We start from the raw sequence: 22084 nt of genomic DNA, 5'->3' as shown, positions 1-22084 counted from the left end.
GGCCCGGGCCCCGGAGGGATCGGGAGCGGGTCCAGGACCGGGGTGGGAGCGGGGGGGCGGTTGCGTCGCGTGTGCCGCAGCCCCGCACGGCGGCCGGACCTGCTACGACTGATCGGTGGACCTTCTCCAACCCCACCTTCGTCTCCTCGCCGAGGTCTTCGGCGAGGCCCTGCCCGCGGCCTCCTGGACCCTGGCCGGCGGTTACGCCCTCCAGGCGCACGGGCTGCTCCAACGCCCGCACGACAACGTGGACTTGGCGACCGAGAGCGCCGAGCCGATGCCCCTGCTCGCCGAGGAGCTGAGCGGGGCGCTCACCTCGCGGGGCCGGCACGAGGCGACGCTCCAGGACAGCGACCCGCTGTCCGCGCACCTGTCCGTGCTGGACCGCGCCACGGACACGGTCCTCCGGTTGGCCCTGCACAAGGAGACCTTCTGGAGCCCGCCCGTCGAGACCCGCTATGGACCGGCGCTCTGCCTGCCGGACGCGGTGGGCACGAAGATCAGGGCGCTCTACGACCGCGGGCTGGCGGTCGACCTGATCGACGCGAGGGCCGCGTCCACCCGCTTCACCCACCCCGACCTGGAGGAACTGGCGCGCCGCCATGCCCGGGACGACTTCGATCTGCCCACCCTCCAGGCCCGTCTGACGGGCACCGACCACTACCCGGACAGCGCGTTCACGTTGTACGGCCTTGCGGCCGACGACATCGCCGACCTGCGGGCATGGGCCCAGTCCTGGTCGACGGACATCGCGGAGCGGCTGTTGGAGGAGGGGGCGTCGCCGGACGATTGAGCCGGGCGAGCGAGCCGGGCGCGTCCCGACGGAAGGGCCGGCCGGACGGGACGCCCCCGCCGGATCAGCTCGCCGAGGCCGACGCGGTGTCCGACGCCGAGGCGGACACGCCCGGCTGGACGGCGTCGTCGGTGCCGTCATGGGTGGCGTCGGGGGGGACAGCGGACGACGGTGTCCGGGGCACAGCGGACGGCGGTGTCCGGGGCACAGCGGACGGCGGTGTCCGGCGGTGTCCGGGGCGTGGGCCCTTCAGCCGGCCGAAGGCGAGCCCCCCAAGCCGAGCCGAAGCCGTCAGCCCGCCGGGGCGGACGGTGACGGCGAGGCGGACGCCGACGCGCTGGGCTGCGGCGGTGGCCCCTGGCCGTCCTGCGTCGCCTCGGGGTCGATCCCTACGGTGATCGTCCCGTGGACGCCCTTGGAGATGTCGCGCCTGTCGTACCGCAGCCTCAGCAGGCCGCCCCGGGTGCCGCTCTGGTCGTAGATCGTGTCCTCGGCGAGGGTCGTGCGCTCGGCGGTGTTGCTCGCGTACGGCTCCACCGCCGCGGAGGCCAGGACGGACGTCTCGTCGAAGAAGAACTGGCCGGTGTGGCAGGTGTGCCCGCCCTCGTACCCGGCGTCGGTCCACTCCCCGTCGACGTGCACCTTGACGTGGATGTGGACGCACCGGCCCCGGTACCAGCCCGGGAACACCGTCCGGAAGGACACGCGACCGTGCCGGTCCGTCCGCCACGTGCCGCGCAGGTAGCGGCTGTCGTCCGTGGGCTCCTGGTGGCCGCCTCCCGGGGGCGCGCCGGTGGGTGCGCCGGTGGGAGGTTCGCCGGTGGGCGCGGGGCCGCCCCCGCCGCCTCCGTTGCCCTGGTCCTCGTAGCCCGAGTAGACGCCCGCCGCGTCGCAGTGCCAGATGTCGACGGCCGCGTTCCCGACCGGCCTGCAGGTCTCGGAGTCGATCACCTCGAGGCCGAGGAGGAGCGGGATGCCCTCCCGGTCCTCCGTGACGTCCCGGCGGAGCTTGTCGGCGTCGATGTAGTAGGGGCCCTCGACCGTCTCCGAGGTCAGGAGGTAGCAGGCCTCCGCGCCGGTACCGGTCCGAGCGGGGCTGCCGCGCTCGGCGGCAGCGCTGGCCGTGAAGGCGGTGCCGCCCAGCCCCGCCGCCGCGATGCCGCCCACACCGGCGACCACGACCTTGCGGCGCGTCAAGTCCTGTTCGCTGTGGGGTTTCTGGGTTTCCGTCATGAGGCCGGGACGCTAGGGACGCACCCTGTCAGGAGCATGGGCGGGAGCTGTCATTTCCCCGAGAAAACGAAAGTGGCCCGGAACCGACGTCGGTTCCGGGCCACCCGGCGTTCTTCGTGCGCCTCCCGCCGTGCCGGCGGTCGCCCCGCTACTTCGGCTGCGGCTTGCGCACCGACAGGTGCAGCTCCCTGAGCCGGGCCTCCTCCAGCTCCGTCGGCGCGCCCATCATCAGGTCCTGGGCGTTGCCGTTGAGCGGGAAGGCGATGGTCTCGCGGATGTTCGGCTCGTCGGCCAGCAGCATGACGATGCGGTCGACGCCGGGCGCGATACCGCCGTGCGGCGGGGCGCCGAAGCGGAACGCGCGCAGCATGCCGGCGAACTTCTCCTCGACGGTCTCATGGTCGTAGCCGGCGATCTCGAACGCCTTGAGCATGATCTCGGGCTCGTGGTTGCGGATCGCACCGGAGGACAGCTCGACGCCGTTGCAGACGATGTCGTACTGCCAGCCGAGGATGTCCAGCGGGTCCTGGGTCTCCAGGGCCTCCAGGCCGCCCTGCGGCATCGAGAACGGGTTGTGCGAGAAGTCGATCTTGCCGGTCTCCTCGTCCTTCTCGTACATCGGGAAGTCGACGATCCAGCAGAACCGGAAGACGCCCTCCTCGAAGTGACCGGCACGCTTGGCGGCCTCGACCCGCACCGCGCCCATGATCTTCGAGACCTCGTCGAACTCACCCGCGCCGAAGAACACCGCGTGCCCGGCGGCCAGCGACAGGCGCTTGGTCAGCTCGGCGACGTTCTCCTCGGTCAGGAACTTCGCGATCGGACCGGACAGGGAGCCGTCCTCGGCGACCCGGACCCAGGCCAGGCCCTTCGCGCCCTGCGAGACCGCGAAGTCGCCCAGCTGGTCGAAGAACTTCCGGGGCTGCGCGGAGACGTCCGGCACCGGCAGCGCGCGCACGTGCTTGCCGGCGAACGCCTTGAACTCCGAGCCCTCGAAGATGTCGGTGATGTCGACGAGCTCCAGCTGGGCCCGCAGGTCCGGCTTGTCGGAGCCGTACTTCAGCATCGACTCGCGGAACGGGATCCGCGGGAAGGGGGAGGTGACGTGGCGACCGCCGCCGAACTCCTCGAACAGCTCGGTCATGAGCTTCTCGATCGGCTGGAAGACGTCCTCCTGCTCGACGAAGCTCATCTCGACGTCGAGCTGGTAGAACTCGCCCGGCGAGCGGTCCGCGCGGGCGTCCTCGTCACGGAAACAGGGCGCGATCTGGAAGTAGCGGTCGAAGCCCGAGATCATCAGCAGCTGCTTGAACTGCTGCGGGGCCTGCGGCAGGGCGTAGAACCTGCCGGCGTGCAGCCGGGACGGGACGACGAAGTCGCGGGCGCCCTCGGGGGAGGTCGCGGACAGGATCGGCGTCGCCATCTCGTTGAAGCCCAGCGCCGTCATCTTGTGCCGGATGGCCGAGATGACCGCCGTGCGCAGCATGATGTTGCGGTGCATGCGCTCGCGGCGCAGGTCCAGGAAGCGGTACTCCAGGCGCCGCTCCTCGTTGACCCCGTCCTCGGTGTTGATCGTGAAGGGCAGCGGGGCGGCCGCGCCCAGCAGCTCGACCTCGCCGACCTCGACCTCGATCTCGCCGGTCGGCAGGTCCGCGTTGACGTTCTCCGCGCCACGCGAGACGACCTTGCCGTCGACGCGGACCGTCGACTCCTTGGTCAGCTTGTCGAGGGCCTCGTAGGCGGGCGTGCCCGGACGGGCGACGAGCTGCGTGATGCCGTAGTGGTCGCGCAGATCGATGAAGAGGATGCCGCCCAGGTCGCGCCGATTGTGCAGCCAGCCGCTCAGCCGGACGTCGCTGCCGACGTCAGAGGCGCGGAGCTCGCCGCAGGTGTGGGACCTGTACCGATGCATCGTCGTTCATCCAGTCTTCGCGGATCGGGGGCACGTTTCACGTGAAACAACCCCCAGCGTACCGGGCACGCCGTGCTCGCCTCCCACCATTACCGGGCGGCCGCGACGCCGGTGATCAGTGGCACTCTTCGTTCTCCTCTTCTTAAAGTGGGGCAATGCGCACTGGCGAGCCGCTGCCCGCCGTGGGGGAGGTCCTTGTCTCCCTCGCGACCGGCGTGTGGCACTGGGACACCGCCACCGGGCTGGTCACGGTCGACGCCGAGGCGGCCCGGCTGCTCGGGCTGCCCCCGGAGGAGACGGTCCTCACCGAGGCACAGACCCGGGCCCGACTGCACCCCGTCGACTGGAACGAGATCACCGGCGTGGTGCAGCTCGCCGTCGCCGAGGGCACCCTCGCCGAGGTGCGGGTCCGGATCATGGACGACCGGGGGCGGATCGTCCGGGTCGTGCGCAGTCGCTCCAAGCCGTCCTTCGACCAGGCGCGCAAGGCGTACGAGCTGATCGGCACCCTCCAGGAGGTCACCGAGCCGACGCCGGGCACCGCCGCCGGACGGACCGCCGTCACCGGCGACTGGCGGCGCTCCCGGGAGGCGTTCCTGCTGGACGCGGGCCGGGCGCTGGCCGAGGCGCGGTCCACGGAGGAGGTGCTGCGGGTCGCCGCGGGCCTGTCGATGCCGGGCTTCTCACCGGACGGACTGGCCGTCTTCGGCGTGGAGGGCGACCGACTGACGATCATCGGCCACCACGGACAGCAGCCCGGCGACGAGGACCCCTTCACCCAGATGTCCATCCACACGGACTATCCGGCCGCCGAGGTGGTCCGCACCGGGCGGGCCGTGTACCTGTCCTCGCCCGAGCACTACAAGGAGCGCTATCCGCTGACCTGGCCGATGGCCGCGCACTTCGGCCGTCACTCATGGGCGTTTCTGCCCCTGACGGTGGCCGGCCGCACGATGGGCGCCTGGATGGCCGCCTTCGCGTACCCGGTGGCGTTCACCCCGGACGAGCGGTCCGTGCTGACGACCGTGGCGCGGATGCTCGCCCAGGCCCTCACCCGCGCCGGCGCGGCGGAGACTCAGCGTGAGCTGACCGACGGTCTGCAACGCTCCATGCTCCCCACCCTCGGCCCCGAGATACCGGGCATGACCCTGGCCGCCCGCTACATACCGACCGGCGGCGGCCTCCAGGTCGGCGGCGACTGGTACGACATGATTCCGCTGCCAAGGGGCCGCTTCGCCCTGGTCATCGGCGACGTCCAGGGCCACGACGTCCGCGCCGCGAGCCTCATGGGCCAGCTGCGCATAGCGGTACGGGCGTACGCCGCCGAGGGCCACCGCCCCGACGCCGTCCTCTCCCGCGCCTCCGGCTTCTTCCACGGCCTCACCTCCACGGACGCCGGGGCCGATCCGCGGTTCGCCACCTGCCTGTACATAGAGGTCGACCCGGCGACGGGCGTCCTGGAGGCCGCCCGGGCCGGTCATCTGGACCCCGCGATCCGGATGGCCGACGGCACGGTGCTGGTCCGCGCCACCGCCGGGGGCCTGCCCCTGGGCATCGACCCGGACGCCGACTACCCCACCACCCGGCTCGCCCTGGAACCGGGCGAGGCGATGATGCTGTGCACCGACGGCCTGCTGGAGACCGGGGGCCACGACCTCGACACCGGCTGGCGGCGCGTCCGAAAGACCCTGGAGGCACACGAAGGGGACCTGGAGGAGCTGGCCGACGCCCTGGTGCAGGCGGTGCACGGCCCCTCCTCCCACCACACAACGGGCCCCCTGGCGGACCGCCGCGAGGACGACATAGCGGTACTGCTCCTGTGCCGGCAGGGCGAGGGCGGCTGCGGCCCGGGCAGCGCGCTGGCGCCGGTGCGGCACCCGGTGCGCCGCACGATGCTGACGGTCGCGCAGGCCGAGCCCGAGCGGATCGCCGCGGCCCGCCAGCAGCTGCGCGAGCTGCTGCACGACTGGCCGAGCGAGGACCAGATCGACTCGGCCGTCCTGCTCGTCTCCGAGACGCTGACGAACGTCCTCGTCCACACCGACGCGGACGCGCTGCTCGTCGCCGAGGTCACGGGCGCCCCCGGCGAACGCCGGCTCCGCATCGAGGTCACCGACACCGGCGACGACCTCCCGCACCTGCGCCGCCCCGGTGAGATGGCCTCCTCCGGGCGCGGCCTGGTCCTCATCGAACTGCTCGCGGACACCTGGGGCGTGGCGCCCCGGGGCAAGGGCAAGAGCATCTGGTTCGAACTCCACGAGCCCCAGGACCCCCGGCGACCTGCAGAAACGATGCCTCAGCATCCCCTGAAAGGATGAACCTCCGTCACGGGCCCCGCGCGGGTCGGGCATATGCCTAGCGTCCGAGGCGGAGGTGATGCTCGATGTACGAGCAGAACGACACACCGCCGCCGAATCAGCCGGCGGCACACCAGGACGCGATCGACATCAACGACTTCGTCTTCGCGGCGACGGGGGCGCGACTCAGGAGGCTGACGACACCGGACGGGGAGCACTGGTTCGTGGCGGCAGACGTCGCCACGGAACTGGGGTACGTGAACACACGTCAAGCGCTCATCGCGCACGTCGCAGCAGATTGCAAGAAGACCTTGAGCGACCTTGCACAAAGCGTCTTCGGAGCAGACGCTTCACACAAAGTCGCAGGTCACGGGCTCAAGAAGTCGATGAACATGGTGAACCTGAAGGGGCTTGTCAGGCTCGTCAACGGATGCTCCAAACCAGAGTGCGAGCCGTTCAAGGCCTGGGTCTCCGAGGTCATCAGAACTGTCCTTCACGACGGCTCCTACTCCCTGGAACCGTCCCCCGTGCAACCCGCGCCCGCCGGCGGCATCTCGTACGTCATGCCCGAACAGGTCGTCGACGCCCTCGTGCGGCTCGAGGAACGCAACATGCAGATGGACGAGAGGCTGGCTGCCTTCGCCGAAGAGCGCAACGATCTGCTGCGGCAGATCAACCAAGGCCGGCAGGGCATCGCAGCGGCCCTCGACCGCCCCGCCCACCGCTCCCTGCCCGCCGCCGACGCTGGCCTGACGCCCCAGGCGATTCTCGCCGTCTGGAAGGCGAAGAACCTCGTCGTCACGGATGACGTGCACGCCGTCGCGGCCCTCCTCGCCCCGGCGCTGGTGAACGGCGAGGCCCGCTACCGCGTGGAGGAGATCGCCACGCGCACGGGGCTGTCGCACGAACGCGTCCACGACTGTCTGCGCCTGCTGCTCAAGCGGGGGTGCGTGCGGCAGGCGGGCTGTTCTGCCGACGGCGCTCCCGTCTACGTGCTGCCGTAGACGGGAGCGCCGTGGGATGAGACAGGCCCGAAGTCGCAAGACAAAGTTGCGGCTTCGGGCCTTCTCTCAAGTTACCGGATCTCAGGCGGTCCGGGGGCCGCCCTCCGTCATGCCGTGCACCGCGGGGATCGTCCCGAGGCGCCCCTTCTGGAAGTCCTCGAACGCCTGCATCAGCTCGTCCTTGGTGTTCATGACGAACGGGCCGTAGTGGGCCATGGGCTCGCGGATCGGCTGTCCGCCGAGGAGGACGACCTCCAGGTCGGGCGTGTGGGAGTCCTGCTTCTCGTCCGCGCGGACCGTCAGCGAGGAACCCGCGCCGAAGACCGCCGTCTGCCCCAAGTGGATCGGGCGGCGCTCCGCACCGACCGAACCGCGACCCGCCAGGACGTAGGCGAGCCCGTTGAAGTCCTCGCGCCACGGAAGAGTGAGCTCCGCACCCGGCGCGAGGGTCGCGTGGACCATCGTGATGGGGGTGTGGGTGATGCCGGGGCCCGCGTGCCCGTCCAGCTCGCCCGCGATGACGCGCAGGAGCGCGCCGCCGTCCGGGGTCGTCAGGAGCTGCACGTGACCGCCGCGGATGTCCTGGTAGCGCGGGGCCATCATCTTGTCCTTGGCCGGCAGGTTCACCCACAGCTGGAGGCCGTGGAAGAGACCGCCGGACATGACCAGCGACTCCGGCGGCGCCTCGATGTGCAGGAGGCCCGAGCCGGCCGTCATCCACTGGGTGTCGCCGTTGGTGATGGTGCCGCCGCCGCCCTGGCTGTCCTGGTGGTCGAAGATCCCGTCGATGATGTAGGTGACGGTCTCGAAGCCGCGGTGCGGGTGCCAGGGCGTGCCCTTCGGCTCGCCCGGCGCGTAGTCCACCTCGCCCATCTGGTCCATCATGATGAACGGGTCGAGGTGGCGGTAGTTGATCCCGGCGAACGCACGGCGCACCGGGAAGCCCTCACCCTCGAAACCGCTGGGCGCGGTCGTGACGGTGAGCACGGGACGTGCGACCGCGTCGGCCGATGCCGCGACGCGCGGCAGGGTCAGCGGGTTCTCGACGGTCACTGCGGGCATGTCCGTACCTCCTTGGGCGACGTACGTCCCAGTTTAGTTGAGCGTTGAACTTTCTGCTACCCGTAACGACGAAGGCCCGGAGGACATTCCCTCCGGGCACTCCCAGAACAAGACCTGCGAAACGCTCAGCCGTACATACGACGCATCGCGAACTCGACCATCTGCTCGACGGCCTTGGCGTCGAACACCATCCGGTGCTCGCCCTCCATGTCGAGGACGAAGCCGTACCCGGTGGGCAGCAGGTCGATCACCTCGGCCCCCGTGATCACGAAGTACTTGGACTCCTTGCCCGCGTACCGGCGCAGTTCCTTGAGGCTGGTGAACATCGGGATCACCGGCTGCTGGGTGTTGTGCAGCGCGAGGAAACCGGGGTTGTCGCCGCGCGGGCAGTAGACCTTGGAGGTCGCGAAGACCTGCTGGAAGTCCTCGGCGGCCAGCTGGCCGGTGGTGAAGGCGCGCACCGCGTCCGCGAGGGACGGCGGGGACGGCTCCGGATAGAGCGGCGGCTGCTGGCCGTAGCCGCCGTGGCCGCCGGGCATCTGCTGCTGCGGCGGGGCGTACTGCTGTTGTGCGGCGCCCCCGTCCATGGGCTGGCCGTATCCGTACATGAGCGCAAGCGTACCGAGACGAGGCGGACGGCGAGCGGCCGGGCGATTTATCTAGCGACCGCTATGAAATGCCGTTAGGGTGTTTCCGTATCGATCACTAGAGATATACGGAGCAGCATGCCCTCCCCCGACCCCCTGCCACCCCTGCCCTCCGCGCAGCTCGGGGCCTCGCAGCCCACGTCCCCCCGCCCCTCCTCACCGCCCCCGTCGTCCCCGCACTCCCCCTACGCCCGCACGGTCCGCGGCTCCGGCCCCGGTCTGCTGCTCGCGCACGGCGCCGGCGGATCCGTCGGGGTGAACTACGGGCCGGTCATGGACGCCCTGGCGGCCGGGCACACGGTCGTCGGCGTCGACTACCCCGGCACGGGCGGCACGCCGGCCGGCACGCATCCGCTCGAACTGGACACGCTGGTGGACGAGTTGACGGCCGCCGCCGACGCGCAGGGGCTGGAGCGGTTCGCCGTCAGCGGGTACTCCCTGGGCGGAGCGGTAGCGATACGACTGGCCGCGCGGCATCCCGAGCGGGTGACCGCGCTGGTCCTGACCGCCCCCTTCGTCCACGCGGACGCGGAGCTGCGGCTCAACGCCCAGGTGTGGCAAGCGCTCTGCACGGCCGGGGACGCCGAGACCCTCGGGCGGTTCCTGCTGGCACACGCCCTGAGCCCGGCCGCGCTGAACGCGATGACGGCCGCGGAGCTCCGTGCGGCGGCGAAGCTGACCGGGCGGACGTCCCCGGAAGGCGCCGCCGCCCAGGTGGAGTTGGTGACACGGACCGACGTCCGCGCCGACCTGGCCCGGATCACCGCGCCGACACTGGTGATCTCGCCGACGGACGACCGACTGGTTCCGCCCCGGCTGCACCGGGCCACGGCGGACGGGATCCCGGGAGCGCGCCTGGCCGAGCTGCCGGGCGGCCACCTGCCCTTCGCCGAGCACCCCGCGCACTGGGCCCGACTGCTCACCGGCGCCCTCACCGGCGCGCGACGGCTCCGCCACCGAAACCGCCAGCGCCACCGGCGTCCCGGCGCACCCGGCCGCGGAGTCTTCGGCGGCCGCTCTCGCCGATCCCGTCGGGTAGACCCTTCTCACACTTGGCCGAGTAGGGGTTGCGACTTATTACCGACGGGTAGCATCATCGTAGCTACTTGTTGGTACGTGAACTAGCGCGAGGATCCAGTGCCTCGCCGATCTCTCTAGGGAGCCGGGAGCCGTCGCCATGGGGCACTACAAGTCGAATCTCCGCGACATCGAGTTCAACCTCTTCGAAGTACTCGGGCGCGACAAGCTGTACGGCACCGGCCCGTTCGAGGAGATGGACACCGAGACCGCGAAAAGCATCCTTGAGGAGCTGACCCGCCTCTCGGAGAACGAGCTGGCGGAGTCCTTCTCGGACGCCGACCGCAACCCGCCGGTCTTCGACCCGGAGACCAACACCGCGCCGGTGCCCGCGTCGTTCAAGAAGAGCTACCAGGCCTTCATGGACTCCGAGTACTGGCGCCTCGGCCTGCCCGAGGAGATCGGCGGCACCACCGCCCCGCCGTCGCTGATCTGGGCGTACGCGGAGCTGATCCTCGGCGCGAACCCGGCCGTGTGGATGTACTCCTCCGGCCCGGCCTTCGCCGGCATCCTCTTCGACGAGGGCAACGACGTCCAGAAGAAGATCGCGCAGATCGCCGTCGACAAGCAGTGGGGCTCCACGATGGTCCTCACCGAGCCGGACGCCGGCTCGGACGTCGGCGCCGGCCGCACCAAGGCCGTCCAGCAGGAGGACGGCTCCTGGCACATCGAGGGCGTCAAGCGCTTCATCACGTCCGGCGAGCACGACATGTCGGAGAACATCCTCCACTACGTGCTGGCCCGTCCCGAGGGCGCCGGTCCCGGCACCAAGGGCCTGTCCCTCTTCCTCGTCCCGAAGTTCCTCTTCGACTTCGAGACCGGCGAGCTGGGCGAGCGCAACGGCGCCTACGCCACGAACGTCGAGCACAAGATGGGCCTGAAGGCCTCCAACACCTGCGAGATGACCTTCGGCGACCAGCACCCCGCCAAGGGCTGGCTGATCGGCGACAAGCACGACGGCATCCGCCAGATGTTCCGCATCATCGAGTTCGCCCGCATGATGGTCGGCACGAAGGCGATCTCCACGCTCTCCACCGGCTACCTCAACGCGCTGGAGTACGCCAAGGAGCGCGTCCAGGGTCCCGACCTGGCGAACTTCATGGACAAGGCCGCGCCCAAGGTCACCATCACCCACCACCCCGACGTGCGCCGCTCGCTGATCACGCAGAAGGCGTACGCGGAGGGCATGCGCGCCCTCGTCCTCTACACGGCCTCGATCCAGGACGCCATCGCGGTCAAGGAGGCGGCCGGCGAGGACACCAAGACCGAGCACGCCCTCAACGACCTGCTCCTGCCGATCGTCAAGGGCTACGGCTCCGAGAAGGGCTACGAGCAGCTCGCCCAGTCGCTGCAGACCTTCGGCGGCTCCGGCTTCCTGCAGGAGTACCCGATCGAGCAGTACATCCGCGACGCCAAGATCGACACCCTCTACGAGGGCACCACCGCGATCCAGGGCCAGGACTTCTTCTTCCGGAAGATCGTCCGCAACCAGGGCGCGGCGCTGAACTCCCTCGCCGAGGACATCAAGAAGTTCCTGGCGCTCGGCACCGGTGGCGAGGACCTGGCGGGCGCCCGCGAGCACCTGGCCAAGGCCGCCGTCGAGCTGGAGGCCATCGTCGGCCTGATGCTGACCGACCTCGCGGCCACCGAGCAGGACGTCAAGAACATCTACAAGGTGGGCCTGAACACCACGCGCCTGCTGCTCGCCTCCGGCGACGTGATCGTCGGCTACCTGCTCCTCAAGGGCGCGGCGATCGCCGCCGAGAAGCTGGAGACGGCCTCGGCGAAGGACCGGGCGTTCTACACCGGCAAGATCGCGGCGGCGAAGTTCTTCGCGGCCAACGTCCTGCCCGGCGTCACCCTGGCCCGCAAGGTCGCCGAGGGCGTCGAGCTGGACCTGATGGAGCTGGACGAGGCCGCTTTCTAGGACTCACCAGGACCACCCGGACAACCGGACGACCGCGGAGCTCCCTCCGGAGCACTCCGGCCGAGCAGCCCCGGTCACCACTCCACACTGTCCTCACGAAGGCCCGCTCCCATCTCCGGGAGCGGGCTTTCGTACGTCGTTAAGGTGAACCCCATGAGCGAACCCTCCCGCTTCGACCGCGGCCACACCGACGACCTCATGACGTTCCTGACGGCGAGCCCGTCGCCGTACCACGCCGTGGCGGCCACCGCCGAGCGGCTGGAGAAGGCCGGTTTCCGGCAGGTCTCGGAGACGGACGCCTGGGACGCGGAGACATCGGCGGCCTCCGCCTCGGGGAGCGGCGGCAGGTACGTGCTGCGCGGGGGCGCCATCGTGGCCTGGTACGTCCCCGAGGGCGCCGCGCCGCACACGCCGTTCCGGATCGTCGGCGCGCACACCGACTCCCCCAACCTGCGCGTCAAGCCGCAGCCCGACACCGGCGCGCACGGCTGGCGCCAGGTGGCGGTGGAGATCTACGGCGGACCGCTGCTCAACTCCTGGCTCGACCGTGACCTGGGCCTGGCGGGACGGCTGACCCTGCGCGACGGCTCGACGCACCTGGTCGACGTCGGCCGTCCGCTCCTGCGCGTCCCCCAACTGGCCATCCACCTGGACCGCTCGGTCAACAACGACGGCCTCAAGCTGGACAAGCAGCGCCACCTCCAGCCCGTCTGGGGTCTGGGCAACGACATGCGCGACGGCGATCTGATCGCCTTCCTGGAGCAGGAGGCCGGGCTGGCCGCGGGCCAGGTCACCGGCTGGGACCTGATGGTGCACTCCGTCGAGCCGCCCGCCTACCTGGGCCGCGACGAGGAGCTGGTGGCCGGCCCGCGGATGGACAACCTGCTGTCCGTGCACGCCGGCACGGCGGCGCTGGCGGCCGTGGCGGCCGGCGGCGGGGAGCTGCCGTACATCCCGGTCCTGGCCGCCTTCGACCACGAGGAGAACGGCTCGCAGAGCGACACGGGCGCCGACGGCCCGCTGCTCGGCAGCGTGCTGGAACGTTCGGTCTTCGCCCGGGGCGGATCGTTCGAGGACCGGGCGAGAGCCTTCGCAGGGACCGTCTGTCTGTCCTCCGACACCGGCCACGCCGTCCACCCCAACTACGCGGAGCGGCACGACCCGACGCACCACCCGCGGGTCAACGGCGGTCCGATCCTCAAGGTCAACGTCAACAACCGCTACGCGACGGACGGCACCGGCCGCGCGATCTTCGCCGCCGCCTGCGAGAAGGCGGGCGTGCCCTTCCAGACCTTCGTCTCCAACAACTCCATGCCGTGCGGCACGACCATCGGCCCGATCACCGCGGCCCGGCACGGCATCCGCACGGTCGACATCGGCGTGGCCATCCTGTCGATGCACAGCGCGCGGGAGTTGTGCGGCGACGCCGACCCGTACCTGCTGGCCAACGCGCTGGTGGCGTTCCTGCAGGGGTAGCCGCCCCGCCCGTCGGGGCCGGCCCCGGGTGAGCGCAAGGGTCGGCGCCCGCATGGGAGTTGCCGGGCGGGGTACCCGGATGTCGGAGCCGGACCGACCGGTACTCCTGACAGGGAGGCGACATCATGGGCCTCGGCGGGTGCATCATCCTCATCGCCGTGGGAGCCATCCTCACGTTCGCGACCGACTGGGACATGCAGGGCGTCAACCTCGACCTGGTCGGCGTCATCCTGATGATCGTCGGCCTGATCGGCGTGACGACCTTCAGCAGCATCGCCCGGCGCCGCCGCGTCATGGTGCCGCCGGCCTCGACCACGGTGGTCGAGACGGAGCGACGTCACCACGACGGATACAGCGACGGCTACGGCGTCTGACGGCCTGACGGAGACGGCACCCCGCGCGTTCCTCGGCGCGGTGTGCCTGGCGACCTTGTGTGAACATCGTGAAGACCCCGGGACCGTGAAGGCCGGGGATGCCGGAGACCCGGGGGTGGAGCCGCAGGGCCCGCACCGCCGGTGCTTCGGGTGATTCCGTCGTGGCCGGACGCGCGCCGCGCCCGTGCCTCGAGGCCGGGTCCGCGGCGCTGACACCGGCCCACGGGCATTCAGCCGGTCGGCGTATCCCCGGCGTTCCCGCGCCGACGGCGGGGAAGCGGTACCCGTATGAGATTCCTCGTGCGCGACCGGCTCCTCGGCATCGGTGACGACTACTGGATCGAGGACGACCGCGGCGACAAGGCGTACCTCGTCGACGGCAAGGCGATGCGACTGCGGGACACCTTCGAGTTGAAGGACACCCGCGGGCGGGTCCTGATCGACATCCACCAGAAGATGTTCGCCCTGCGGGACACCATGGTGATCGAGCGGGACGGCGAGCCGCTGGCCACGATCCGGCGCAAGCGGCTGTCGCTGCTGCGCAACCACTACCGGGTGGCCCTGGCCGACGGCCGTACCGAACTCGACGTCAGCGGGCGGATCCTCGACCGGGAGTTCGCGGTCGAGTACGACGGCGAACTGCTGGCCGTCGTCTCCCGGCGGTGGCTGCACGTCCGGGAGACCTACGGCGTCGACGTCGTCCGCGAGGACGCCGATCCCGCGCTGCTGATCGCCGTGGCGGTGTGCGTGATCCACCTCGCCGACAAGGAGCGCGAAGAGGACTGAGCCGGCCCGAGACGGACCGGCCCTGCCGGCCGATCCGCCCGGAACTGGGTCGAGTCCGAGTTCGCCGCGCTGCGCTACTTCGCACTCAACGGCACGGACCACCGCACGCACGACGAGCAGAACGCCGCCATCGCCGCCTACATGCGCTGGCACAACGCCCGGGCCGAGCCGAAGACTGGCTTCGCACCCGAGTCACCCATCCGGCATTGGACCGAATGCCCAGCCAAGGCTGCGTAACGCCATGGGACGTCGTCCAGCCCAGCGACAGCGATCTTCGCAGGGTGCACGTGGGTCCGACCGGCGGCGGCCTGATCGACGAGGACGTAACCGAGGGTCAGGTCACCAGGGCACGACCCCGTTGTCGTCGAACAGTTGGCCGGTAGGGCCGTCGTCCGGCAGGGTCGCCAGCCTGATGGCGATCGCCGCGCCCTGCTCGGGGGTCTGGGTCCCGCTGAATCCGTTGAGGTCGGTGGCCACGTAACCGGGGCAGGCGTTGTTGATCAGGATGTTGGTGCCGCTCAGCTCCTTGGCGTACTGGGTAGTGACGGCGTTGAGGTAGGTCTTCGTCGGCGCGTAGCCCCCGCTGATCCCCCCGAGGTCGACGCCGGGCGTGGTCTGCAGTGTCAGGGAACCGACGTGGCTGGACTGGTTGACGATCCGTGGGTGCTCCGAGCGGCGAAGCAGCGGCAGCATTGCGTTGGTGACCCTGATGACGCCGATGACGTTGGTCTCCACCAGTCGCCGCACGGTCTCGAGGTCGATGGTCGTGGGTTCCTCCGGCCAGCCGCCGGCAACGCCGGCATTGTTGACCAGTACGTCGAGCCGTCCTGCCCGCTCCTCGATCAGTTGGACCGCGGCGGTCACACTCCCGCCGTCGGTCACGTCCAGGGGTACGCCGAACGCGTCGGCGCCGGCCGCGCGCAACTTCGCCACGGCGTCCTCCCGGCGTTGCTCGTCCCGGGCGCCGACACCGACACTCCAGCCCCGCGCACCCAGCCCGGCCGCGATCTCATACCCGATCCCCTTGTTCGCGCCGGTGACCAGCGCGATCGTCTTCTCGCTCATGACAGCGAGAATGCTCGTGCTGCGGCCGGGCACCAACACCATCTCGGTAGTGCAGCGATACCTGGTCGGTATCGATCTGCCGTCAGCCGTCATTAGCCTGGACTCATGGAAATACGCGAGCTGCGGTACTTCGTCGCCGTCGCCGAGGAGCTGCACTTCGGCAAGGCTGCCCAGCGCCTCGGGATGGCCCAGCCGCCCCTGTCCCGCGCGATCACCCAGCTCGAACGGCGGCTCGGAATCGCACTGCTGGAACGCACCAGCCGCAAGGTCACGCTCACCGCGGCCGGAGGCGTGCTTCTGGCCGAAGGACGCGCGATCCTCAGCGCAGTGACCGCAGCTGAGCGGCGTACCCGTCGGGCCGCGACAGCACACCCCAGCCTTGTCCTCGCCGTGAAGTCCGGCACCGCTGGCGAACTGCTGACGAAACTGCTCGACGCCTACGCCGCGGAACCCGGCGCAGCCACCGTCGAGCTACTGCTCTGCGAGGCACACCAGCACCAGCTGCTGCTGCAGGACGGGCAAGCCGACGTAGCTCTGCTGCACCTGCCCTTCGACTCAGCAGCCGGGCTCGACACCGAAAACCTGTACACCGAGGGACAGGTCGCGATCCTGCCGGCCTCACACCCGCTCGCCAACCGCTCCCAGATCCGGATGGCCGACGTCGCCACGCTGCCAGAGCTCCCGATGGCGCGCTGGCCCGGTCCCAGCGGCAGCTACCCAGAGGGACCGGGCGCAGAGGTACGGAACCTGACACAGCTGTTCCAGCTGATCGCGCTCGGCCGTACCACCGTGGTCATTCCCGAGTCAGCCAGCGCCGACCTGCGCCGGGACCTCGCCGCCGTACCGGTCCTGGACGCTCCGCCCGTGACAACGGCGATCGCCTGGCCGCCGCACAGCCGCCTTCGTACCGTTGCTGACCTGATCCGCGTTGCAACACGTCTTTGAACTCGGATTAAGTGGGCGGCCATCCAACGGCAGCCCCGATCAAGCAACTGGCAGCTCAAACGCCTCCCCTGTCCGCTGGCACAACGCCCGTGCCGAGCCGACGACCCCCTCGCACCCGAGTCACCCACCCGGCAGTGGACCGAATACCCGGCCAAGGCTGCGTGACAAGCCACTAGCGGCGTGGAGGCCGTAGCCCGAGCACCCGGTCCTTGAGGGCCGGGAACTGCTCCCGGGTCGTGGCGACCTTCGAGGGGTCGAACTCGACCGTCAGGACCTCCTCGCCCGCACCTGCCTCGGCAAGCACCTCGCCCCACGGATCGACCACGATCGAGTGACCCGCCTGCGGAACTCCGGCGTGCGTCCCGGCCGTTCCACACGCGAGCACGAACGCCTGGTTCTCGACCGCCCGCGCCTGGGCCAGCAGCGTCCAGTGCGCCCGGCGGCGCTCCGGCCAGCCCGCGGGGACGACAAAGGTCTCGGCGCCGGCGTCCACGAGGCCGCGGAACAGCTCGGGGAAACGGAGGTCGTAGCAGGTGGCGACGCCGACGGTCGTCTCGGGAAGGCGCACCGTCACCAGGTCCTCGCCCGCGCCCATCAGCACGGCCTCGCCCTTGTCGAAGCCGAACCGGTGGATCTTGCGGTAGGCGGCGGCCAATTCACCGGAGGGGGAGAAGACGAGCGACGTGTTGTAGAGGGCGCCCTCGCCCGCGGCGGAGCCGCCGCCGGACGGCGCCCGTTCCGGGATCGAGCCCGCGTGCAGCCACACGCCCGCGTCGCTCGCGGCCTTGGCCATCGCCTCGGCCGTCGGCCCGTGCAGGGGCTCGGCCTCACGGCCGAACTCCTCGTAGGCGAACGCCCCGGTCGTCCACAGCTCGGGCAGCACCACGAGGTCGGCCGTACCAGCCTGTTCCCTCACCAGCGCGGCAACCCTCACCCGCCGCGCTTCGACCGATTCGCCCTCTTCTACGGCGATCTGGATCAGAGAGGCGCGCACACTACCACCGTCCTGGCATTCGAGTAGTCCACACGGGCCTACGATCGTCACACGAAAGCACTGCCGGGGTGCCTCACAGCAGCGTAACTTAGCGTTTCGAGACACCCGCCGACATCTGCCGACACCCGCCACCTCCCGCTGGCAACGCCGCCGCACGCCACCGAGTACCGACCGCCGAGGGGTCCCGTTTCCGTGAGTCTGCATCCCACCCTCCAGCCCTACGCCGACGCCTGGACCCACTCCATCGAAGCGATATCCGAGCTGGTGCTGCCACTGGTGGAAGCGGACTGGAACCGCCGGACGCCCTGCCCGGGCTGGTCGGTCCGCGACATCGTGTCGCACGTCATCGGGCTGGACTGCGAGATGTACGGCGACCCGCGCCCCATCCACACCCTCCCCCGCGACCTGTTCCACGTCACCAACGACCTTCAGCGCTACATGGAGATGCAGGTCGACGTCCGCCGCCACCACACGGCCCCGGAGATGACGTCGGAGCTGGAGTACACGATCATCCGCCGCAACCGGCAGCTGCGCAACGAGTCGCGCCAGCCCACCGCTAAGGTGCGCGGGCCGCTCGGCACCGAGCTCACGCTCGAGGAGTCCATGCGCATCCACGCGTTCAACGTGTGGGTGCACGAGCAGGATCTGCGCGCCGCCCTGGGCCGCCCCGGCAACCTCGACTCGCCCGGCGCGCACATCGCCCGGGACGCGCTGCTCGCCGAGCTCCCGGCGGTCGTCGCCGAGAAGGCCGACGCGCCGCGCAGCTCCGCGGTCGTGTTCGACGTGCACGGCCCGATCGAGTTCCTGCGCACCATCCGCGTCGACATCCAGGGCCGCGGGACCCTGGAGACGGCGCCCGCGCTCGGACCCGCCGCCGCGTTCACCCTCGACTGGGAGACCTACGTCCGCCTGGCCTGCGGCCGGGTGACGGCGCAAGCGGTGGCGGACCGGGTGAAGGCGGAGGGCGAGCCCGAGCTCACGGCGGCGATCCTGCGGAACTTCGCGGTCACGAAGTAGTCCGCCGACGCCGGTCCGCCGGTGGGGGCATACGCGACGGGCCCGCCGTGTGGATCACGGCGGGCCCGTCGCGTATGCGGTGTGCGAGGTCAGCTGATCTTCGCGTAGCCGTAGGTGATGAGCTTCTTCACGTCCGCCGTGCGGTTCGCCGCGTCGGGGGCCGTGAGGACCGTGCCCATCACGGACTCGCCGTTGAGCGTGGCGGCGAAGATGAGGCAGTACTTGGCCTCGGTGCCGGAGCCGGTCTTCACGCCGAGCGTGCCGTTCCAGCCCAGCAGCGTGTTGGTGTTGGCCCAGGCGCCCATGGTGCGCGTGGCGCCGGTCTTGGTGATCGTCTTCGCCGTGTACGACTTGGTCTTCACGACAGCCTTGAACGTGGCGCTCTTCATCACGCTGCGGGCGAGCTTCGTCAGGTCCCGCGGCGTCGAGTAGTTCGAGCCGTTGCTGAGGCCGTCGAACGAGTCGAAGTGCGTGTTCGTCATGCCCAGGTTCTTGGCCGTGGTGTTCATCTTGGCGATGAAGTTCTTGGTGCGGGCCGCGACCGTCGTGCCGGTGCCGAACTTGTCGGCGAGGGCCATCGCCGCGTCACAGCCGGACGGCAGCATCATCCCGTACAGCAGCTGACGGACGGTGACCTTGTCGCCGACGATCAGCCGGGCGGACGACGGGTAGCCCTTGGCGACCATGTAGTCGCTGACAGCCTTGGAGATCGTGATCCTGGTGTCCAGGTTCAGGTTCGCCTGGGACAGCACGACCTTGGCGGTCATGACCTTGGTGGTGGAGGCGGTGAGCCGCTTGGTGTCGGCGGCCTTGGCGTACAGCGTCGCGCCCGTCGCGCTGTTCATCAGGTATCCGCCCTTGGCGGTGATGGTGGGCGTCGTGACAGCCTGCGCGGGTGCCGCGGTGAGGACTCCTCCGGCGAGCACTGCACTGGCCGTGGCGAGGACGGCGGCGGCTCTGCGAACTCGGACGCCCTTGGTGGCGGTTATCAACTGAAATACCCCGATTACGTCGAATGCCCCTGCGATGCGGCCGAGTTGGAGGGGAAAGAAGAAGGGGCCGCATGTGTGTGACACGTAAGTAGCACAGAAAGTTGTGCGCCTGCTGGGCCGAATTTCGGATTACTTCCGCGAGACTCGCGACCGCGCCCCTCACCGGTCCCGCATTCTGGACCGGTCCGCCGTTGCGTACGTGTTGTATCTATCCTGTGGGCATGCAGTCCTCCGCCCCGCCGGCCCTCGCTCCCCTCAAGCAGCCGCCCGCCGCCGACCGCGTGTACGCCCACGTCAAACAGGGTGTCCTGGACCGACGTTACGGAGGCGGCACCCTCCTCACCGAGGGAGAGCTCGCCGAGGCCGTGGGCGTCTCGCGCACACCGGTGCGCGAGGCGCTGCTGCGCCTGGAGGTGGAGGGGCTGATCAGGCTCTACCCGAAGAAGGGCGCGCTGGTGCTGCCCGTCTCCGCCCAGGAGATCGCGGACGTGGTGGAGACCCGGCTGCTGGTGGAGGAGCACGCGGCGCGCAAGGCCGTCCCCGCGCCGGCCGGTCTCATCGAGCGCCTGGAAGAACTGCTCGCCCTGCAGAAGGAACAGGCCGCGGCGGGCGACCTGGCCGCGGCCGCCGTGACGGACCGCTGCTTCCACGCCGAGATCGTCCGCAGCGGCGGCAACGAGATCCTCTCGAGGCTCTACGACCAGCTCCGCGACCGCCAGCTGCGCATGGGCGTCGCCGTCCTGCACTCGCACCCCGACCGGATCGCCAAGACCCTCACCGAGCACGAGGAGATCCTCCTGGCGCTGCGCTCCGGCGACGCGGAACGAGCCGTGGAGATCGTGCACCGGCACATCGGCTGGTTCTCCCACCTGGCCCGCGGGGAGGTCCGATGAGCACCGTGCCCCGCGGCGTGAACTCCACCCTTCCGGGTGACCCGCCCGGCGGACGGCGCGCGATGGCCGTCTGGGGGATCGGCGTCTCCGTCTACTTCGTCGCCGTCATCTTCCGTACCTCCCTGGGGGTCGCCGGCCTCGACGCCGCCGACCGCTTCCATGTGAACGCCTCGGCCCTGTCGACGTTCTCGATCCTGCAGCTGCTGGTCTACGCGGGCATGCAGATCCCGGTGGGCCTGCTGGTCGACCGGCTCGGCACGAAGAAGGTGCTGGCCATCGGCGTCGTGCTGTTCACGACCGGTCAGCTCGGCTTCGCCTTCTCCCCGTCCTACGGCACGGCCCTCGCCTCCCGCGCCCTGCTCGGCTGCGGGGACGCGATGACGTTCATCAGCGTGCTGCGGCTGGGGAGCAGGTGGTTCCCGGCGCGCCGCGGCCCGATGGTCGCGCAGCTCGCCGGCCTGGCGGGGATGGCGGGCAACCTGGTCTCCACCCTGGTCCTGGCCCGGCTGCTGCACGGCATCGGCTGGACGGCGGCCTTCGCGGGCAGCGCGCTGGCGGGTGTGGTGGTCCTGGTCCTGCTGCTGCTCTTCCTGAAGGACCACCCCGACGGCCACGAACCCGAACCGTTCCGGCACCGGGGCGCCGCGTACGTCCGCAGCCAGATCGCCGCGTCCTGGCGTGAGCCGGGCACCCGGCTGGGCCTGTGGGTGCACTTCACCACCCAGTTCCCGGCGATGGTGTTCCTGCTTCTGTGGGGTCTGCCGTTCCTGGTGGAGGCACAGGGCCTGTCCCGGGCGACGGCCGGTGAACTCCTCACGCTGGTGGTCCTGTCCAACATGGTCGTGGGCCTGGTCTACGGCCAGGTCGTCGCCCGTCACCACGGGGCGCGGCTGCCGCTGGCCCTGGGCACGGTGGGCGCGACGGCCCTGATGTGGGCGGCCACGCTGGCCTACCCGGGCGACCGCGCGCCGATGTGGCTGCTCGTGGCGCTCTGCGCGGTCCTCGGCGCGTGCGGCCCCGCCAGCATGCTCGGCTTCGACTTCGCCCGCCCGGCGAACCCGCCCGAGCGCCAGGGGACGGCCTCCGGCATCACGAACATGGGCGGCTTCACGGCGTCCATGACGACGCTCTTCGCGATCGGCGTCCTGCTGGACGCGACCGGTGACGACTACACGGTCGCCTTCTCCTGCGTCTTCGTCCTTCAGGCGCTCGGCGTCAGCCAGATCCTGCGCCTGCGCAGGCGGGCCGCCCGGCGGGAACGGGAGCGGCTGGTGGCCAGCAGGGTGGAAACGGTCCACGTCCCCGCCTAGGGGGCGTGCAGCCTCGCAGGGGCACAGGGACACTGGGACGCGGGGACACAGGGACCTGGGGACGCGGAGGGCGGGGGCGCGAGGACGCGGAAAGGGAGCCGCGCCCCGTGTGGCCGGGGCGCGGCTCCCTCCGCGAGGCTTCGACGCTCAGCCCCAGGTGATCAACTTCTTCGGCTGCTCCAGGATCGCCGCCAGGTCGGCCAGCACCTTGGAGCCCAGTTCCCCGTCCACCAGGCGGTGGTCGAAGCTGAGGGCCAGGGTGGTCACCTGACGTGGTTTC

At 70.4% G+C, this 22084-nt stretch carries 20 protein-coding genes; 12 read left to right on the top strand and 8 right to left on the bottom strand.

The window, feature by feature from the left end:
* Nucleotides 1–115: 115 nt before the first annotated feature.
* On the top strand, nucleotides 116–793 hold the full coding sequence (locus tag ACZ7DE_RS25430; RefSeq protein WP_470764973.1) for a hypothetical protein: 678 nt from the start codon (nucleotides 116–118) through the stop codon (nucleotides 791–793).
* 291 nt (nucleotides 794–1084) lie between these two features.
* On the opposite strand, the gene ACZ7DE_RS25425 is transcribed toward ACZ7DE_RS25430, so the two are convergent.
* Together ACZ7DE_RS25425 and aspS are read right to left on the bottom strand one after the other, a co-directional pair.
* Complete coding sequence (locus tag ACZ7DE_RS25425; RefSeq protein ID WP_470764971.1) at nucleotides 1085–2026, bottom strand: intradiol ring-cleavage dioxygenase; 942 nt, start codon at nucleotides 2024–2026, stop codon at nucleotides 1085–1087.
* A gap of 148 nt (nucleotides 2027–2174) precedes the next feature.
* Nucleotides 2175–3938, bottom strand: coding sequence for an aspartate--tRNA ligase (gene aspS, locus ACZ7DE_RS25420; RefSeq protein WP_470764969.1), 1764 nt, complete (start codon nucleotides 3936–3938; stop codon nucleotides 2175–2177).
* A gap of 155 nt (nucleotides 3939–4093) precedes the next feature.
* On the opposite strand from aspS, the gene ACZ7DE_RS25415 reads away from it, so the two are divergent.
* Together ACZ7DE_RS25415 and ACZ7DE_RS25410 are read left to right on the top strand one after the other, a co-directional pair.
* Nucleotides 4094–6256, top strand: coding sequence for a SpoIIE family protein phosphatase (locus ACZ7DE_RS25415; protein WP_470764967.1), 2163 nt, complete (start codon nucleotides 4094–4096; stop codon nucleotides 6254–6256).
* 65 nt (nucleotides 6257–6321) lie between these two features.
* Entirely contained in the window at nucleotides 6322–7239 is a 918-nt protein-coding gene (locus ACZ7DE_RS25410; RefSeq protein ID WP_470764965.1) for a BRO-N domain-containing protein, read from the top strand.
* 81 nt (nucleotides 7240–7320) lie between these two features.
* Here ACZ7DE_RS25410 and ACZ7DE_RS25405 read toward each other — a convergent pair whose 3' ends face one another.
* Both ACZ7DE_RS25405 and ACZ7DE_RS25400 read right to left on the bottom strand, forming a co-directional pair.
* Complete coding sequence (locus tag ACZ7DE_RS25405; protein WP_470764963.1) at nucleotides 7321–8301, bottom strand: pirin family protein; 981 nt, start codon at nucleotides 8299–8301, stop codon at nucleotides 7321–7323.
* 125 nt (nucleotides 8302–8426) lie between these two features.
* On the bottom strand, nucleotides 8427–8909 hold the full coding sequence (locus ACZ7DE_RS25400) for an SseB family protein (RefSeq protein ID WP_319337746.1): 483 nt from the start codon (nucleotides 8907–8909) through the stop codon (nucleotides 8427–8429).
* A 117-nt stretch (nucleotides 8910–9026) separates the two neighbouring features.
* Between ACZ7DE_RS25400 and ACZ7DE_RS25395 the strand changes: the two genes are divergently transcribed.
* The 5 genes from ACZ7DE_RS25395 (at nucleotide 9027) to ACZ7DE_RS25375 (ending at nucleotide 14588) form a co-directional block, all read left to right on the top strand.
* Nucleotides 9027–10073: an alpha/beta fold hydrolase gene (locus ACZ7DE_RS25395; RefSeq protein ID WP_470764960.1), complete on the top strand. Its 1047-nt coding sequence runs from the start codon at nucleotides 9027–9029 to the stop codon at nucleotides 10071–10073.
* 52 nt (nucleotides 10074–10125) lie between these two features.
* Nucleotides 10126–11952, top strand: a complete 1827-nt coding sequence (locus tag ACZ7DE_RS25390) for an acyl-CoA dehydrogenase (protein ID WP_470764958.1) — start codon at nucleotides 10126–10128, stop codon at nucleotides 11950–11952.
* A 153-nt stretch (nucleotides 11953–12105) separates the two neighbouring features.
* Nucleotides 12106–13428, top strand: coding sequence for a M18 family aminopeptidase (locus ACZ7DE_RS25385; protein ID WP_470764956.1), 1323 nt, complete (start codon nucleotides 12106–12108; stop codon nucleotides 13426–13428).
* Nucleotides 13429–13553: 125 nt separating this feature from the next.
* Nucleotides 13554–13802, top strand: coding sequence for a DUF6458 family protein (locus ACZ7DE_RS25380; protein WP_470764954.1), 249 nt, complete (start codon nucleotides 13554–13556; stop codon nucleotides 13800–13802).
* 288 nt (nucleotides 13803–14090) lie between these two features.
* Nucleotides 14091–14588: an LURP-one-related/scramblase family protein gene (locus tag ACZ7DE_RS25375; protein WP_470764953.1), complete on the top strand. Its 498-nt coding sequence runs from the start codon at nucleotides 14091–14093 to the stop codon at nucleotides 14586–14588.
* Nucleotides 14589–14927: 339 nt separating this feature from the next.
* Here the strand turns inward: ACZ7DE_RS25375 and ACZ7DE_RS25370 are convergent, their stop codons facing one another.
* On the bottom strand, nucleotides 14928–15653 hold the full coding sequence (locus tag ACZ7DE_RS25370; RefSeq protein ID WP_470764951.1) for an SDR family oxidoreductase: 726 nt from the start codon (nucleotides 15651–15653) through the stop codon (nucleotides 14928–14930).
* A 105-nt stretch (nucleotides 15654–15758) separates the two neighbouring features.
* Here ACZ7DE_RS25370 and ACZ7DE_RS25365 point away from each other — a divergent pair, with 105 nt between their 5' ends.
* Nucleotides 15759–16598 carry a LysR family transcriptional regulator gene (locus ACZ7DE_RS25365; protein ID WP_470764950.1) on the top strand — a complete coding sequence of 280 codons (840 nt, stop codon included), beginning with the start codon at nucleotides 15759–15761 and terminating at the stop codon, nucleotides 16596–16598.
* 172 nt (nucleotides 16599–16770) lie between these two features.
* Here the strand turns inward: ACZ7DE_RS25365 and ACZ7DE_RS25360 are convergent, their stop codons facing one another.
* Nucleotides 16771–17592, bottom strand: coding sequence for a carbon-nitrogen family hydrolase (locus ACZ7DE_RS25360; protein WP_470764948.1), 822 nt, complete (start codon nucleotides 17590–17592; stop codon nucleotides 16771–16773).
* A gap of 192 nt (nucleotides 17593–17784) precedes the next feature.
* On the opposite strand from ACZ7DE_RS25360, the gene ACZ7DE_RS25355 reads away from it, so the two are divergent.
* Nucleotides 17785–18609, top strand: a complete 825-nt coding sequence (locus ACZ7DE_RS25355) for a maleylpyruvate isomerase family mycothiol-dependent enzyme (RefSeq protein WP_470764947.1) — start codon at nucleotides 17785–17787, stop codon at nucleotides 18607–18609.
* 89 nt (nucleotides 18610–18698) lie between these two features.
* Here the strand turns inward: ACZ7DE_RS25355 and ACZ7DE_RS25350 are convergent, their stop codons facing one another.
* Entirely contained in the window at nucleotides 18699–19601 is a 903-nt protein-coding gene (locus tag ACZ7DE_RS25350; RefSeq protein ID WP_470764945.1) for a D-alanyl-D-alanine carboxypeptidase family protein, read from the bottom strand.
* Between the two features lie 221 nt (nucleotides 19602–19822).
* On the opposite strand from ACZ7DE_RS25350, the gene ACZ7DE_RS25345 reads away from it, so the two are divergent.
* Together ACZ7DE_RS25345 and ACZ7DE_RS25340 are read left to right on the top strand one after the other, a co-directional pair.
* Nucleotides 19823–20494: a GntR family transcriptional regulator gene (locus ACZ7DE_RS25345; RefSeq protein ID WP_470764943.1), complete on the top strand. Its 672-nt coding sequence runs from the start codon at nucleotides 19823–19825 to the stop codon at nucleotides 20492–20494.
* Nucleotides 20495–20556: 62 nt separating this feature from the next.
* Nucleotides 20557–21804 (top strand): MFS transporter, encoded by a 1248-nt coding sequence (locus tag ACZ7DE_RS25340; RefSeq protein WP_470765501.1) that lies wholly within the window; start codon nucleotides 20557–20559, stop codon nucleotides 21802–21804.
* A 147-nt stretch (nucleotides 21805–21951) separates the two neighbouring features.
* Here the strand turns inward: ACZ7DE_RS25340 and ACZ7DE_RS25335 are convergent.
* Nucleotides 21952–22084: 2-oxo acid dehydrogenase subunit E2 (locus ACZ7DE_RS25335; protein ID WP_470765499.1), on the bottom strand; the 133-nt coding region annotated here is incomplete at its 5' end.

The organism is Streptomyces sp. NPDC037083 (assembly GCF_055606485.1).
The sequence above is the reverse complement of the archived record's forward strand: the minus strand, read 5'-3'. Positions and strand labels throughout refer to the sequence as shown.